This window comes from Streptomyces sp. NPDC060205 (genome assembly GCF_042728395.1).
GTDB lineage: Bacteria > Actinomycetota > Actinomycetes > Streptomycetales > Streptomycetaceae > Streptomyces.
This window is the reverse complement of the sequence record NZ_JBHWZP010000056.1, coordinates 22,884-37,212: the sequence shown is the minus strand read 5'-3', so window position 1 is coordinate 37,212 and position 14,329 is coordinate 22,884. Positions and strand designations below refer to the sequence as shown.

Genomic DNA, 14,329 nt, shown 5'->3' with positions numbered 1-14,329 from the left:
GGGAATTCCCACCGCCGGCTTCTTCGTGCTCAACGCCCGGCTGCCACGTAAGGACTACGTGCAGTTCTGGCCGCTGTTGATGCAGTCCACGACCTCGTTCATCTCGTTCTCGTCGAAGAAGTTGATGAAGTCGTTGTGGTCCGTGATCGGCTTGTGCAACTGGTCCGGGAAGGAGTCCACCGCGAACGCGTTGGTGATCTGGTCACCCTGGATCTGCGGGGCCGCCACGTCGTAGACGAGCCGGACCTGCAGCTGGGGGATGGCCTGGAAACCGTTGGCGCAGGTGCCGTCCGCCTGGACGAAGGCCACGTGCGTGCGGTGGTTGGCGCTGTCGATGTTCTGGCCGTCCCAGCAGCTCTGGAAGTTGGACGAGCGCACCACGGAACTGCCCTCGGGGCAGATCGGGAACTTGTCCGTCAGCTGGCGGTCCTCGAAGCCGGTGCAGCTCCAGTTCGTGTTGGCGTTGTTGAGGCCGTTGACGAAGGCCTTGGCGTCACCGGTGATGATGCGCAGCGCCTTCGGCATCGCGACGACATCACCCTTCTTGTTGCCCACGAACTTCAGCTGGGCCTCGCTGACCTGCTGGATCGTGCCGACGTTGCCGTCCTGACCGCCACCGGCGGCGTTCGCGTCGACGTCGTCCTTGCCGTCCTGCACCCGCAGCACCGGCCAGAAGTACGAGGACTTGTCGGCCTGGTTCTGGCAGGTGGTCTCGGCGTTCGCCAGGTCCTCGTCGCTCGCGAAGGCGTCGTTGGACTGGTTGCCGACGTAGTCGTGCTGGTGCTGGGCGCCGTTGCTGACACCCGGGGCGACGATCACGTTGTCCGAGTTGCGGAGCTCGTTCTCGTTGGTGCCGCAGCTCGTGGTGAAGGTGCCGGTGGAGCCGGTGTCCCCGTTCGCGGGGAGCCCGTTGGCGCCCACACCCTTGGGGCCGCCGTTCGGCTGTACCTGGGTGATGTCCTGGAAGTCGGCTGCCACGGGCCCGTTGTCGGCCTGACCGCCGTTACCGCCGTCGCCACCCTGGCCGCCGCCGTTGCCGGCCTGACCGCCGTTGTCGCCCTGGCCGCCATTGTTGCCCTGGCCACCGTTGTTGCCCTGACCGCCGTTGTTACCGCCCTGGCCGCCGTTGTTGCCCTGGCCCCCACCCGTGGGGTTGCCGGCGGGTACGCCCTGGCAGCCCGCGAACTTGCCCCATCCCCTGGGTCCCTTGCCGCCCGCGCGCTTGATGTTGATGCTGATCCTGTCGAGCGTGGCGACACGCTTGGACTTCAGCGGACCGAGGATGGCGTTGTTGACGTAGCCGGGGTCCCCCGCCTGGGCCTGGCGCGTGTCCGCAAGACGCTTATAGGCCTCCGTGACCTGCTGGTCGAGCTTGGCCAGCTCCTTGTCGACACCGGCGCGGGCGCCCTTGGGCACGGAGGTCAGCTTCTGGCCGACGTCCGGGCATTTGATCGTGGCCACCGAGGCGGCGGTCGTCTGCGCGTTCCGCGTCGAGTTCTTGCTCTCGCCCGCGGAAGCGTAGATGTTGGCCGCAAGCAGACCGCCGCCACCCAGCGCGAGAGCCGCCGATGCGGCTATCGCCCGGTTGGCGAGCGTGGAGCGGCGTTTTCGGTTCGTGCGTCCCATGGAACTCCCTCTGGCTTCCTTGCGGGGGCATCGAGGCGCCCGGCAGGAGGTGAAGCGGCTCCGTTCAATACGGAGGAGGTTCCTGGGGCGTTCAGAAGCCTCAGGAATTGATGGGAGTTCCGTGGCGCAATCCTGCCGCAAGGGGTCCAGAAGCCCCTGAAACAACGGCAGTTGAGCGGGAATTATTGAATATCATTCAGCGGATCCGGAACTCGGGAACGGTTCGGGCCGATCCCTGTCCCCCTTGCCTATGAACCCTTTCAGCGGCCCTGGTCCAAATAGGCGAGAACGGCCAGGACGCGACGGTTGTCGTCGTCCGAGACGTCCAGCCCGAGCTTCTGGAAGATGTTCGACGTGTGCTTCGCGATCGCCCGCTCCGTGACCACGAGTTGGCCCGCGATCGCCGCATTCGACCTGCCCTGCGCCATCAGTTCCAAAACCTCCAGCTCGCGAGGTGTCAGCCGCCCCAGCGGCCGGCCGTCGCCCTGCCGCCGCGCCAGCAACTGCTGGATGACCTGCGGATCCATCGCCGTGCCGCCCGCCGCCACCCGCCGTACCGCGTCGATGAACTGCTCGGCGTCGAACACCCGGTCCTTCAGCAGATAGCCGACCCCGCCGGTCCCGTCGGCGAGCAGCTCACGCGCGTACAGCTGCTCGACATGCTGGGACAGGACGAGGACCGGCAGCCCTGGTCTGGCCCGGCGCGCCGCCAGCGCGCACTGCAGGCCCTCGTCGGTGTGCGAGGGCGGCAGGCGTACGTCGACCACGGCGATGTCCGGCTCCAACTCGGCCAGCGCCCGCGTCAGTTCGGGTCCGCTCTCGACGGCGGCGGCGATCTCGAAGTCGAACGCCTCCAGCATCCGGACCAGACCGTCGCGCAGCAGGAACAGGTCTTCGGCTAGGACGACTCGCAAGGGATCTCCATGGTCACCATGGTGGGACCGCCCGCGGGACTGCTGACGGCCAGGACGCCGTCGAATGTACCGAGTCGCCGCTCGACTCCGGAGAGTCCCGACCCCGAGCCGATCGCGGCGCCGCCCCCGCCGTCGTCGGTGACGGCGATCCGCAGCATGCCGCCGTGCTCCGGGGTGTGGTGCAGGTCGACCCAGATCCGCCCGGCGCCCGAGTGCTTGACCGCGTTGGTGAGGACCTCGCTGACGGCGAAGTACGCCGCCGCCTCGACCGGTTCCCCGAGCCGGCCGGGCAGGTCCACGTCGACCTCCGTGGCGATGGGCAGCCGCAGTGCCAACGCCCGTACGGCGTCCCCGAGTCCGCGCTCGGCGAGCACGGGGGGATGGATGCCCCGTACGAGGTCCCGGAGTTCGGTGAGGGCCTCCGCGGAGGACCGGCGGGCCTGCGCGACCAGCTGCCTGGCCTTCGCCGGGTCCTTGTCGATCAGGGCCTCGATCGTGCCGAGGTCCATGCCCATCGCGACCAGCCTGGCCTGCGCCCCGTCGTGCAGGTCCCGCTCGATGCGCCGCAGTTCGGCCGCGGAGGTGTCGACGGCGTCCCGCCGCGTCTCGGTCAGTACGCGGACCCGCTGGGCGAGTTCGCCCTGCCCGGACGCCAGGACGGACCGGGTCAGCAGGAAGTGGACGCGCAGCAGGAAGGGAGTGGTGTACACGCCGACGACGAGCAGGGCGGCGCCCAGGGCTCCCGCGGCGAGGGCGCTGAGCTGCCCGCCGACCGGCACGAACCCGTACCACCAGCCGACGTACGTGCCGTCGGTGAAGACCCGCCACAGCCCGGCGGCCAGCGCGAACCCCTCGAAGGGGTAGAGGATCAGCAGGGCGGGCAGCAGCGCGGTGACCAGCCCCGCCGTCATGTCCACCGGGAGCCACAGGAGGTCCCGCCGGACGGCCGGATCGCCGAGCAGACCGAAACACCGCCCCCATGGACCGGCGTCCTTCGGGAGCGGCCGGTACGCGGGCGGGATCCGCACCCCGCTCCACCGGACCGCCAGCAGCCGCCGCCAGTCCGCGAAGCCGCGTACGGCGGCCAGTACCCAGGGTGTCGTGACGATGCCGATGCCCAGTGGCACGAGCACGATCGACACGACAAAGAGCACGAAGAGGACGATCGACCCGGCGAGAGCCACGACGGCCAGCAGCAGAGCCCGCACTCCGGCGATCGCGGCGGTACGCAACCGGCCGACCGCGCTGTTGTCCCCGCTGTCCCCGTTGGTGTCCATGCCCTCAGTCTCGCCCACCCCGCGACGGTGGTCAGGGGGCCGAACCACCGGAAGGGGGGTGGTGCCAGCACCACCCCCCGCCGCCTCCGGGGGACCTCAGCCGCGCAGGAGCTTCTCCTCCACGGCGGGATCGAGCCCGACCGCGGGACGGTCGGGGCGCTGCGGCGGGACCCCGCCGATGTCCTGGAGCCAGCTCCAGGTGTCGGCGACCGTCTCGGAGACGGGACGGCAGCGGAGCCCGTCCCGTACCGCCTTCGACACGTCGAGGCGGTGCAGCATGGCGTGCAGCTCGGAGTCCGGCGGCACCCACACCGGCAGTTGCGTCCAGGGCTCGACACCGGCCGCCAGGATCACCTCGGGCTCGGTCCACCGCAGTTCGGCCCGGCCGCCGGTGACCCGCGCACACGTGTCGAGCAGCGTCCGCATGGTCGCGTGCCCCGAAGGACTGACGAGGTTGTACGCCCCGCCGGCCCCGCCCTCCACGGCCCCCAGCATCCACTCGGCGAGGTCGCGCACATCGATGTACTGGAGCGGCAGGTCACGGGGGCCGGGCGCGAGCACGGGGCCGCCGCGCGCCGCGCGGGTGAGCCACCACGGCAGCCGGCCGATGTTCTCGTACGGGCCGAGGATCAGACCGGCCCGTACCAGCAGCGCCCGCTCCTCGCCGAAGGCGTCGAGCACGGCCAGCTCGCCCCCGCGCTTGTCCCGCGCGTAGTCGGTCCGCCCGGCGTCGGGGGAGGCGCCCTCGATCAGCGGGGCGCTCTCGTCGTAACCGGGCGGCTGCGGCCACGCGTACACGGAGCAAGTCGACACGTAGACGTACCGCCGGACGCGGCCCTTCAACAGCTGCGCGGAGTCCCGCACCACACGGGGAGCGCCCGACCAGGTGTCGACCACGAGATCCCACGAGCCGCCGCCGTGGCCCTCGCCGTCCTCGGCGAGGGCCGCGAGTCCGTCGGGCGCGGTGCGGTCGCCGTGCAGGGAACGTACGCCCGCGGGCGGTTCGTGCCGGCCGCGGTGGAAGACCGTCACGTCCCAGCCGCGCTTCAGCGCCGCCTCCACGACGGCCCGCCCCACGAACTCCGTACCGCCCAGCATCAGAAGTCTCATGGAGGGGACTCTGCCCCGCTCAGCCGTGCGGCGGAACGGAATTCTGCCCACAGGCGATCCGCCCGGAGGCGGACCGTCCCGCCGCCGGATGCATCAACCGCCTGTGACCGGCGCGTACTTGTAGCCGACGCGCCGCACGGTCCTGATGGTGTCGCGGTGCTCCACACCGAGCTTGCGGCGCAGCCGGGCGATGTGGACGTCGACGGTCCGGCCGTCGCCCACGTGTCCGTAGCCCCACACCGTGGTGACCAGCTGGTCGCGGGTGTGCACCCGGTGCGGATGCGCCACCAGGTGCGCGAGCAGCTCGAACTCCAGGTACGTGAGGTCGAGCGGGCGCCCGTCGACCTCGGCGGTGCGCTGGACGGTGTCGACCCGCACGGGCAGGTCGTGACCGGCCTCCGTCTCCGTTTCCGCCTCAGCCTCCGCCTCCGGCACGGGGACCGGCAGGAGGGAGGGCTGGTCGGCGGGGACGAGGACCAGGTACCCGATCATCGGCGGGTGGCCCGGCAGCGTGGGCAGGGTGTGCGGGGGAGCGGGCAGCCAGGTGGCGCCCGGCGGCAGGAAGTCGGTGACGTCCACCACCTCGTCCCGGTCGACGGCCCGCAGCCGATGACGTGCGGAGCCGGTGGACGGGGCCGGGGAGGTGGCGGTGGCCACGGAGGAGAAGGAACGGGTGTTCGCCATGAGAGGTCAGCTCTTTTCGCGCGAGAGGTCGTCGAGGACGTACGTCGTGCGCGCTGGCCGAAGACCGGTGTACGGCTTTAGAGGGCCCGCGCGTTCGTCGCGCGACAACACACCCGGTCGAAGTCGTGGTGCTGACGGGAAGGCCAGAAGGGCTCAAGGTCGTGCCGACCCGTAGCGATGCACTCCTGGAAGCTGGCCATGCCCCCATTGAAGCAGACACAGCCCCGCAACATCAGCCTCCTCTCACTGTCCGGACACCCGGCACGGCCCGGAGTCCGCACTGGGGCGCCCCGTGAGGGGCGCGGGGAACTGCGCGACCAGCCCCCACCGGCCCGCACGTGCCGACAACCCCCGTCCCCCTCCCCTCCCCGAGCGGACGCGAAGGGGCGCCCACCACGCAGGTGAGCGCCCCTTACAAGTTCAAGCAGAACAGCCGGTTCAGACCTGCCCGGCCTTCTCCAGCGCGGAGCAGCACGTGTCGACGATCAGCCGAGTCACCACATACGGGTCGACATTCGCGTTCGGACGCCGGTCCTCGATGTACCCCTTGCCGTCCTTCTCGACCTGCCAGGGGATACGCACCGAGGCCCCACGGTTGGACACCCCGTACGAGTACTCGTTCCACGGAGCCGTCTCGTGCAGCCCGGTCAGCCGGTCGTCGATCCCCGCGCCGTAGTTCTTGACGTGGTCGAGCGGCTTCGAGCCCTCGCCCAGCGACTCGCACGCGGTGATGATCGCGTCGTACCCCTCGCGCATCGCCTTCGTGGAGAAGTTGGTGTGCGCACCGGCGCCGTTCCAGTCACCCTTCACCGGCTTCGGGTCCAGCGTCGCGGAGACGTTGAAGTCCTCGGCGGTGCGGTACAGCAGCCAGCGGGCCACCCACAGGTGGTCGGAGACCTCCAGCGGCGAGACCGGCCCGACCTGGAACTCCCACTGCCCGGGCATGACCTCGGCGTTGATGCCGGAGATGGCCAGACCGGCCTTGAGGCAGTTGTCCAGGTGCGCCTCGACGATCTTGCGGCCGAAGATCTCGTCCGCGCCGACACCGCAGTAGTAGCCGCCCTGCGGGGCCGGGAAGCCGCCCACGGGGAAGCCGAGCGGGCGTTCGCCGTCGAAGAAGGTGTACTCCTGCTCGATGCCGAAGATCGACTCCTGCGCGGCGAACTTCTCGGCGACCTCGCTGAGCGCGGCACGCGTGTTGGACTCGTGCGGCGTCATGTCGATGTTGAGGACCTCGCACATGACGAGGATGTCGTCACCGCCGCGGATCGGGTCCGGGAAGGACGCGACGGGCTTGAGCACACGGTCGGAGGCGTGACCCTCGGCCTGGTTCGTGGACGAGCCGTCGAAGCCCCAGATCGGCAGCTCCGCACCCTTCGCGTCGTCGCCCAGTATCTTCGTCTTCGAACGGAGCTTGGCCGTCGGCTCGGTGCCGTCGATCCAGATGTACTCAGCCTTGAAGGTCACGGGCCACATCCTTCGGGGTGGGTCTCTAAGCGCAGTGCGGTAGCTGCGGCGCTGCGGCACTGGGGCGCCGCGGAGGATGCCCGAAGCCTGTCAACAGGCAGTTTCCCGATCATTGCCCGGATGTGAACCCCGTGTTACCTGGTGCCCATGTGGTGGGGGTCACCCATGGAGAGCGTCCCTTACTCGTATGCGATGGGTTTCGGACAGGTGGCGGCCCGGGCCGCCACCCGACACGAAACAGCCCGACACGAAACACACGGGCGGGACGAAGCGGTCCGACGGGGGACCCTCAGCCCACCTTCTCGATGACGGCCTTGCGGATCAGGAACTTCCCGGGCTCGCGGACCTGCTCGAACGCCTCGTTGTTCAGGAGCACGCAGCTGCCGGAGACCGAGGTGACCTCCACGGTCGTGGACTTGTTGTTGTCCAGGTTCGTGACCTTGAGCTTCGTACCGGCGGGGAACTGGTTGCTGGACGCGGCGGGCGCGCCCGCCTCTCCGGAGAGGGTGACCGTGGACCCGTTGCAGACCTGCTCGCCGGCCGCGGCGCCGCCACCGGCGGCCGGGGCGGACGGGGCCTGCGACGGCTGCTCGGCGGGAGCGGACGCGGCGGGCGGCGCCTCGGTGCCCGCACCCGTGCCGTCCCCGGTACCGGCTCCTTCGCCCACGGTGGCGTCGGACTCGCCGACCGTGCAGCCGGAGGCCTCCTGCTGCACCTTGATCTGGGCGATGACCGCTTCACGGTTGGCGATCCGCGCCTCGGACTGGGCGTCCGGGGCGGTGCGCTGTCCCTCGATGAACTTCTCGTTGTTGCCGAGGGCGGTGGCCAGTCCGCTGCAGACCACGGAGGACTGCGCGGTGGACTTGGCGGAGTTCGTGGCCGGTGTCGCGTTCGACGTGGTGGCCAGGGCGAAGGCCCCGCCACCGGCCACCGCGGCGGCGCTCACCAGCAGGGCGATCTTCTTCTTCGTCCCGAGCGTTCTTCTGCGCGACATCAACGGCTCCTGTCCCCGGCCGCCCCTGGCGGCGGCCGTTCGCCGTTATGTACGAGATACCGAACGAACTTGCTCAGTGGTTGACCGGAGTTGCTCAAGTAACGTGGATCACATGGGTGTTGGCAGGGTCGCTGTCGTCGGCTCGGGGCGTCCCGCACCGCCTCGTCCGCCGGCCGGATCGATCCAGATCTCCATGCCGCCAGGTGCGCGAGAACACCGTGGCACTCACTGGTCACGGCACCCCCAAAACACCTCTGGCCAGGGGCGATTGTCAGTGGGCGGCAGTAGAATAGAAGCAGTGTTCGAGGGTGCCGCCGGAGACGCCGGCCGGTGCCCTGACCGCGACAGGAGGATGCCTGTGCCCGCTGCCGCACTGAGTCCGCTGCCCACCCAGTCCACCGCCAGGAGGGCGGTCCAGCTGGACCTGCCCTACCAGCCCGTCGAGAAGCGCGCGCTGCCACCGGGGCGCCCGCGCGAGTGGTACATCACGCACAACCGCCGCCTCAAGGCGATGCGGCTGGCCATCGCCCTTCTCGACTCCGGCGTCTACGTACCCAGGCAAGCCCACAACGACACGATCCGCAGCACGGCCGCACTCATAGGCGTACACCCCCCGTCGGACACGACCTGCCACATGGTCCGGGCCCTGATGAGGTACGCGCGCTGAGCCCGCGTCCGTAGCGCCGCTCACGCCCGTAGCGCCATCCATGTCCGTAGCGCCGCCCGCGTCCCGGGCGGCGCGTCGGCGTGGTGTCCCGGCCTCAGCCGGACGCCAACTCCCGCTCCAGCGGGGTCCGGAAGCGAGGGGTGACCCGGGTGGGCCCCATCCACGACCGCAGCCGCTCGGCCTCGGCCCCGATCGCGTCCAGGGCCTCGGCGCCGACGCCCTCGGTGCCCGCGCCCCCGTCGTCCAGCAGCCGCCAGGCGATCTCGCCGTCGGGGCGCTGGGCCCAGCCGCCCACGATCCGCCCGTCCCACCACACGGTCGGCCCGATGTTCCCGCTGCGGTCGAAGAGCGCGGGCCGCAGCCCGGGCGGGCAGTACCAGTCCCGCTCCCGCCATCCCATGGCCGTCGGGTCCAGGCCGGGCAGCAGCGCGGCCCACGGTTCGACGGCCCCGGCCGGCTCCACGGCGTCGGCGAGCACGTACGCCACGCCCTCGTCCACCGAGACGGTCACCGCCCCCACCGCGCCCAGCGCCCGCCGTACGTCGCCGACCTTCCACCCGGTCCACCACTTCAGGTCGGCCTCCGTAGCCGGCCCGCACGCTGCGAGCCAGCGCCGGATCAGCTCCGCCTGGGCCTCGGCGACGGGCAGTTCGGCGCACGGGGGAGCCGCGGCCCACCGGAACTGCGTCGACGTCCACGACCCGAGAGGCCGCCCCCGTACGACCCTGCCCTCGACCCCCAGGACACGCAGCAGCCGCGACGAAACGGTGTGCACTCCCTCGTAGCCCGTGCCCGGCGCGTACGCGAACTGCTCCCTCAACCGCGGCTCCTCGCGCGCCAGTTCGGCGGCCGTCGCCTCGCCTCGCCGGGCCAGCGCGGCCAGCGTGGACGTCTCCACCTCCGCGAGCCACTTCGCATCGGGCGCGCCGACCCGGGCCATGTCCTTGACCAGGGAGGCCCTCGCCCGGGCGGCCACGGCGAGCCCGGTGGACGCGTGCACGACCGGGACGAGCCCGGTGGGGAACACGAACACGGTGTGCCGCATGCCGTGCATCCGGATCAGCGTCCGGTCCTCGTACAGGGCCCGCTCCATCTCCGGCACGACCCGCGCCGCGTCCGAGAGCCGCGCCCCCACGGCGAGGTAGACGCTGACGGGGTCCGTCCCGTGCAGGGCCACCAGAGAGGCCGCGACCTCCTCGGGAGTGCCGGCCCGGGCCGTCCCGGCCAGCCGCTGCCCGACGGCCAGCCGAGCGCGCCGCTCCGCCACCCCGATGTGCCGCCGCTGCCCGCTCATCCCGTTCCCCCTGTCCGGCCCGGCTCTGTCCTGTCCCGTCCTGCCCGGCCCCGTCCTCGGATTCTCTCCGATGCCCTCCAGATCCGCCCCCGGCCGGGAGCCGGGACGGTGGCGGGGACGGGGCGAGGGAGGGGACGGGGCGGGGGAGGGGCGGTGGCCCCGGACGCAGATTTACTCACTCCGGAGCACCCTCATTGCTCCCCTCTGTGACGATTTCGCTTGACCCCGGGCCATTTTGTGACTGCTCGTAAGCGGACCCTGCCGTTATTCGTTTCCGTCGGACAGGGATCGACCGGCATCCTGAGGACTACTCTCGACGTCACCGACGGCCCGGCGCACAGCCCGGCACCGCGTCGGACAGCTCAAGGTCACCACCACTCACGCACAAGGAGACCCGCCATGGGTACCTTGATCGTTCTGGCGATCCTCGTTCTGGTAGTCCTGGGATTCAACAGTCCCGCCTGGTGGCTCGCCGCAGCCGCCCTGATCTACCTCTACGTCCGCTTCTTCCGGGTGGGCCAGGGAGCCTCCGGATCGTCGTCGGGCGGTGGTGGCGGCGGCGGTTCGAGCTCCACGACGCGGATGGACAGCGACTACCACGCCTACCGCCAGCGCCGCGACCGGATGGCCAAGTGGGAACGCCGCTACCGCCGCGAACGCCCCTGGAACGTCAAGAAATGACGAAACCCCACCACTGCCCGAGGGGCGATGGCGGGGCTCCGGTCACACCGTGCGGCAGACCGCGAGGCTCTGCGACCCGACGGCGCCGAGCGGCACCGGCTGACGGCCCAGAAGCGGCCCAGGGGAGCGGTTACCCGCTCTGACCTGGGGCGATATCACACGTCGTAGTACAGCTCGAACTCGTGCGGGTGCGGGCGCAGCTGCAGCGGGGCGATCTCGTTCGTGCGCTTGTAGTCGATCCACGTCTCGATGAGGTCCGACGTGAAGACGTCGCCCGCCAGCAGGAACTCGTGGTCGGCCTCAAGGCGGTCGAGGACGGCCGGGAGCGAGGTCGGGACCTGCGCGACGCCCGCGTGCTCCTCGGGCGCCAGCTCGTAGAGGTCCTTGTCGATCGGCTCGGCCGGCTCGATCTTGTTCTTGATGCCGTCGAGGCCCGCGAGCAGCAGCGCCGAGAAGGCGAGGTACGGGTTGCCGGAGGAGTCGGGCGCGCGGAACTCGACGCGCTTGGCCTTCGGGTTCGAGCCGGTGATCGGGATACGCATGGCCGCGGAGCGGTTGCGCTGCGAGTACACCAGGTTGACCGGGGCCTCGAAGCCGGGGACCAGGCGGTGGTACGAGTTCACCGTCGGGTTGGTGAAGGCCAGCAGCGACGGGGCGTGCTTGAGGATGCCGCCGATGTAGAAGCGGGCGGTGTCCGACAGGCCCGCGTAACCGGCCTCGTCGTAGAACAGCGGGTCGCCGTTCGCCCAAAGCGACGAGTGGATGTGCATGCCCGAGCCGTTGTCACCGAAGATCGGCTTCGGCATGAAGGTCGCGGTCTTGCCGTTGCGCCAGGACACGTTCTTCACGATGTACTTGAAGAGCTGGAGGTCGTCGGCCGCGGCGAGCAGCGTGTTGAACTTGTAGTTGATCTCGGCCTGGCCGGCCGTGCCCACCTCGTGGTGCTGGCGCTCGACCTGGAGGCCGGACTTGGCCAGCTCCAGGGAGATCTCCGCACGCAGGTCGGCGAAGTGGTCGACCGGCGGGGTCGGGAAGTAGCCGCCCTTGTAGCGGACCTTGTAACCGCGGTTGTCCTCGATCGCACCGGTGTTCCAGGCGCCGGCCTCGGAGTCGATGTGGTAGAACGCCTCGTTCGCCTTGGTGTCGAAGCGGACGCTGTCGAACACGTAGAACTCGGCCTCGGGGCCGAAGAACGCGGTGTCGGCGATACCCGTCGACGCGAGGTACGCCTCGGCCTTCTTCGCCACGTTGCGCGGGTCACGGGAGTACTGCTCGCCCGTGATCGGGTCGTGGATGAAGAAGTTGATGTTGACCGTCTTGTCGCGGCGGAAGGAGTCGACGCGCGCGGTGGACAGGTCGGCGCGGAGCGCCATGTCGGACTCGTGGATGGCCTGGAAGCCGCGGATGGAGGAGCCGTCGAAGGCCAGTTCCTCGGTCGGGTCGAAGGCCTCTGCCGGAATCGTGAAGTGCTGCATCACACCCGGCAGGTCGCAGAAGCGGACGTCGACGAACTTGACGTCCTCGTCCTTGATGAACTTCTTGGCCTCGTCGGCGTTCTGGAACATCCAGCTCCTCCTACTCCCGCTCACTTCGGACCGGGGTGGTAGTTCGTTCGTGCGGCCAGTGCGGTGGCACACGCTGAGCCCGACCTTAAGGACGGGTGATTTCTCCAGCGTGACCCATTTGTTTCGCCCAAGTTAACCGGACGAGGTCCGGTGTACCCCGCCTGTCCGCATGGCAAAACGGTCGCAGTACCGTGGACGGGTGGACAACAGGCAAGCAATCGGATCGTGGCTGTCCGGACCCCGCGCGGCCGCGGAGGACGCCGGTGCCGACTTCGGATACCGCGGAGAGCAGCTGGGCCTGCCCGAGTCGGGACCCGGCTCCATCGCACGCCCCGGCAGGCGCCTGGGCGCCCTCGCCGTCGACTGGGGCCTGTGCACCTTGATCGCATACGGCCTGATCACCGACGGCTACGGCCAGGCGACGGGCAACTGGGCGCTGCTCGTCTTCTTCGTCGTGAGCGTGCTGACCGTGGGCACCCTCGGCTTCACACCCGGCAAGCGGCTGTTCGGCCTGCGGGTCCTCGCCCTGGAGACCGGCACGGTCAACCCGCTGCGCGCTCTCCTGCGCACGGCCTTGCTGTGCCTCGCGCTGCCGGCCCTGATCTGGGACCGCGACGGACGCGGACTGCACGACCGCCTGGCCCGCACGGTCGAGGTCAGGATCTGATCCGCCACTCCTTTCGTGCGACGGGCCCGGCTTCCGTACGGAGGCCGGGCCCGTGCATGAGGAAGGGGCGCCCCGGAACCGTCGGTGATTCCAGGACGCCCCATCCCAGTGGAGCTCAGGTGTCGCGCTAACGCATCTTCCCGCCGCGCGGCATCCGCATTCCCTTGGGCATCGGACCCTTGGGGAGCGGCATGTTGCTCATCAGGTCGCCGAGGGCGCGCAGCCGGTCGTTGGTCGCGGTGACCTGCGGGCCGGTCAGGACACGCGGCAGCTTCACCATCGTCGTGCGGAGCTTCTTCAGCTCGACCTGGCCCTCGCCCGTGCCGACGAGGATGTCGTGCACCGGCACGTCCGCGACGATGCGGGCCATCTTCTTCTTCTCGGCGGCCAGCAGGCTCTTCACCCGGTTCGGGTTGCCCTCGGCCACCAGCACGATGCCGGCCTTGCCGACGGCCCGGTGGACCACGTCCTGGCTGCGGTTCATCGCCACCGCCGGGGTCGTCGTCCAGCCGCGCCCGACGTTGTCGAGCACCGCCGCCGCCGCGCCCGGCTGGCCCTCCATCTGGCCGAAGGCCGCCCGCTCGGCCCGGCGCCCGAAGACGATCGCCGACGCGAGGAAGGCGAGCAGGAGGCCGAGAATGCCGAGATAGATCGGGTGACCGATCCAGAAGCCGATCGCGAGGAAGACACCAAGGGTGACGATTCCGACAGCCGCGAGTACAAGACCGATCTTTTTGTCGGCCTTGCGGGTCATCTTGTAAGTCAGAGCGATCTGCTTGAGTCGCCCGGGGTTCGCAGCGTCCGCTGCGGGTTCCTTCCTCGCCATGCCGTGAAGTCTACGTGTCGGGGGAAGCGGCGACGACGGCGGTGCCCGGTCGGCCTGCGTCACGGGGTCCGAAACGACCCGCGTGCGCGTGCGCGCCCTCGCGCACGGGCCGGGGGACGGCTCAGAGGTGGGTGACGAAGGACTGCTCCACGACACGCTGTGCCTCGACGCGGTCCTTGGCGCGACGGCGGTCCTCCAGGACGGACGTCCAGGCGTTGCGCCGGGCGGTGCGCTGGCCGCTGCTCAGCAGCAGGGACTCGACGGCACGGAGTGCATCGGTGAACGACGGGATCGCGGTGGCGCGTACGGGCGCGGCCTGCATGATGGGGGTCCCCCCTCGGGACGGCGGCTCTGGCTAAGGCTCTACGGGGTGTAAAACCAGGGTCACTGAATGGTGTTACCAGGGCGTGACCGACCGGTCAAACGCCGGTGAAGCCTTGATATGCAGGCCCGAAACCTTGACGCGGCCCCGATATGGCCCCCATCTGCGGGGACGCTCGGGACCGCGTCGTACAGGCCATTACTCGTGAGTAGCCACTTGTGCGCAGATTCACACG

At 70.0% G+C, this 14,329-nt stretch carries 14 protein-coding genes; 3 read left to right on the top strand and 11 right to left on the bottom strand.

Translation table 11 applies throughout. The features are described from left to right. Positions 1 to 54: 54 nt before the first annotated feature. The 7 genes from ACFWGJ_RS13115 to ACFWGJ_RS13085 all read right to left on the bottom strand — a co-directional run bounded on the left by ACFWGJ_RS13115 (position 55) and on the right by ACFWGJ_RS13085 (position 8,072). The gene (locus ACFWGJ_RS13115; protein ID WP_387323182.1) at positions 55 to 1,626 is read right to left on the bottom strand and encodes a DUF1996 domain-containing protein; all 1,572 of its coding nucleotides are present in this window, start codon (positions 1,624 to 1,626) and stop codon (positions 55 to 57) included. Between the two features lie 260 nt (positions 1,627 to 1,886). Beyond that, entirely contained in the window at positions 1,887 to 2,540 is a 654-nt protein-coding gene (locus tag ACFWGJ_RS13110) for a LuxR C-terminal-related transcriptional regulator (RefSeq protein ID WP_387323184.1), read from the bottom strand. Then, entirely contained in the window at positions 2,525 to 3,817 is a 1,293-nt protein-coding gene (locus ACFWGJ_RS13105; RefSeq protein WP_387323186.1) for a sensor histidine kinase, read from the bottom strand. Before ACFWGJ_RS13105 ends, ACFWGJ_RS13110 begins: the two co-directional genes overlap by 16 nt. 96 nt (positions 3,818 to 3,913) lie before the next feature. After that, a complete protein-coding gene (locus ACFWGJ_RS13100) occupies positions 3,914 to 4,927 on the bottom strand; it encodes an NAD-dependent epimerase/dehydratase family protein (RefSeq protein WP_387323188.1) in 1,014 nt (337 codons plus the stop codon). A 93-nt stretch (positions 4,928 to 5,020) separates the two neighbouring features. Then, positions 5,021 to 5,611: a winged helix-turn-helix domain-containing protein gene (locus tag ACFWGJ_RS13095; protein WP_387323190.1), complete on the bottom strand. Its 591-nt coding sequence runs from the start codon at positions 5,609 to 5,611 to the stop codon at positions 5,021 to 5,023. 438 nt (positions 5,612 to 6,049) lie between these two features. Then, positions 6,050 to 7,078 carry a glutamine synthetase gene (glnII, locus tag ACFWGJ_RS13090; protein ID WP_387323192.1) on the bottom strand — a complete coding sequence of 343 codons (1,029 nt, stop codon included), beginning with the start codon at positions 7,076 to 7,078 and terminating at the stop codon, positions 6,050 to 6,052. Positions 7,079 to 7,367: 289 nt separating this feature from the next. Continuing rightward, the gene (locus ACFWGJ_RS13085; RefSeq protein ID WP_387323194.1) at positions 7,368 to 8,072 is read right to left on the bottom strand and encodes a hypothetical protein; all 705 of its coding nucleotides are present in this window, start codon (positions 8,070 to 8,072) and stop codon (positions 7,368 to 7,370) included. 358 nt (positions 8,073 to 8,430) lie between these two features. Here ACFWGJ_RS13085 and ACFWGJ_RS13080 point away from each other — a divergent pair, with 358 nt between their 5' ends. Beyond that, positions 8,431 to 8,739, top strand: a complete 309-nt coding sequence (locus tag ACFWGJ_RS13080) for a hypothetical protein (protein ID WP_387323196.1) — start codon at positions 8,431 to 8,433, stop codon at positions 8,737 to 8,739. 94 nt (positions 8,740 to 8,833) lie between these two features. Here the strand turns inward: ACFWGJ_RS13080 and ACFWGJ_RS13075 are convergent, their stop codons facing one another. Then, on the bottom strand, positions 8,834 to 10,033 hold the full coding sequence (locus ACFWGJ_RS13075; protein ID WP_387323198.1) for a winged helix DNA-binding domain-containing protein: 1,200 nt from the start codon (positions 10,031 to 10,033) through the stop codon (positions 8,834 to 8,836). Between the two features lie 399 nt (positions 10,034 to 10,432). Between ACFWGJ_RS13075 and ACFWGJ_RS13070 the strand changes: the two genes are divergently transcribed. Continuing rightward, on the top strand, positions 10,433 to 10,714 hold the full coding sequence (locus ACFWGJ_RS13070) for a hypothetical protein (protein ID WP_387323200.1): 282 nt from the start codon (positions 10,433 to 10,435) through the stop codon (positions 10,712 to 10,714). 155 nt (positions 10,715 to 10,869) lie between these two features. Here ACFWGJ_RS13070 and glnA read toward each other — a convergent pair whose 3' ends face one another. After that, positions 10,870 to 12,279, bottom strand: a complete 1,410-nt coding sequence (gene glnA / locus ACFWGJ_RS13065; protein WP_107018291.1) for a type I glutamate--ammonia ligase — start codon at positions 12,277 to 12,279, stop codon at positions 10,870 to 10,872. A gap of 199 nt (positions 12,280 to 12,478) precedes the next feature. On the opposite strand from glnA, the gene ACFWGJ_RS13060 reads away from it, so the two are divergent. Then, a complete protein-coding gene (locus ACFWGJ_RS13060; RefSeq protein ID WP_387323202.1) occupies positions 12,479 to 12,946 on the top strand; it encodes an RDD family protein in 468 nt (155 codons plus the stop codon). 127 nt (positions 12,947 to 13,073) lie between these two features. Here ACFWGJ_RS13060 and ACFWGJ_RS13055 read toward each other — a convergent pair whose 3' ends face one another. Both ACFWGJ_RS13055 and ACFWGJ_RS13050 read right to left on the bottom strand, forming a co-directional pair. After that, positions 13,074 to 13,772 carry a DUF4191 domain-containing protein gene (locus tag ACFWGJ_RS13055; RefSeq protein ID WP_189776609.1) on the bottom strand — a complete coding sequence of 233 codons (699 nt, stop codon included), beginning with the start codon at positions 13,770 to 13,772 and terminating at the stop codon, positions 13,074 to 13,076. A gap of 121 nt (positions 13,773 to 13,893) precedes the next feature. Then, positions 13,894 to 14,094 (bottom strand): hypothetical protein, encoded by a 201-nt coding sequence (locus tag ACFWGJ_RS13050; RefSeq protein ID WP_107018288.1) that lies wholly within the window; start codon positions 14,092 to 14,094, stop codon positions 13,894 to 13,896. Between the last annotated feature and the right edge of the window lie 235 nt (positions 14,095 to 14,329).

Excerpts from the sequence above, each read along its gene's own strand:
- ACFWGJ_RS13100 (WP_387323188.1), bottom strand. The coding sequence starts at position 4,927 with ATGAGACTTCTGATGCTGGGCGGTACGGAGTTCGTGGGGCGGGCCGTC.
- ACFWGJ_RS13050 (WP_107018288.1), bottom strand. The coding sequence starts at position 14,094 with ATGCAGGCCGCGCCCGTACGCGCCACCGCGATCCCGTCGTTCACCGAT.
- ACFWGJ_RS13075 (WP_387323198.1), bottom strand. The coding sequence starts at position 10,033 with ATGAGCGGGCAGCGGCGGCACATCGGGGTGGCGGAGCGGCGCGCTCGG.
- ACFWGJ_RS13105 (WP_387323186.1), bottom strand. The coding sequence starts at position 3,817 with ATGGACACCAACGGGGACAGCGGGGACAACAGCGCGGTCGGCCGGTTG.
- ACFWGJ_RS13115 (WP_387323182.1), bottom strand. The coding sequence starts at position 1,626 with ATGGGACGCACGAACCGAAAACGCCGCTCCACGCTCGCCAACCGGGCG.
- glnA (WP_107018291.1), bottom strand. The coding sequence starts at position 12,279 with ATGTTCCAGAACGCCGACGAGGCCAAGAAGTTCATCAAGGACGAGGAC.
- ACFWGJ_RS13085 (WP_387323194.1), bottom strand. The coding sequence starts at position 8,072 with ATGTCGCGCAGAAGAACGCTCGGGACGAAGAAGAAGATCGCCCTGCTG.
- ACFWGJ_RS13095 (WP_387323190.1), bottom strand. The coding sequence starts at position 5,611 with ATGGCGAACACCCGTTCCTTCTCCTCCGTGGCCACCGCCACCTCCCCG.
- ACFWGJ_RS13055 (WP_189776609.1), bottom strand. The coding sequence starts at position 13,772 with ATGGCGAGGAAGGAACCCGCAGCGGACGCTGCGAACCCCGGGCGACTC.
- ACFWGJ_RS13070 (WP_387323200.1), top strand. The coding sequence starts at position 10,433 with ATGGGTACCTTGATCGTTCTGGCGATCCTCGTTCTGGTAGTCCTGGGA.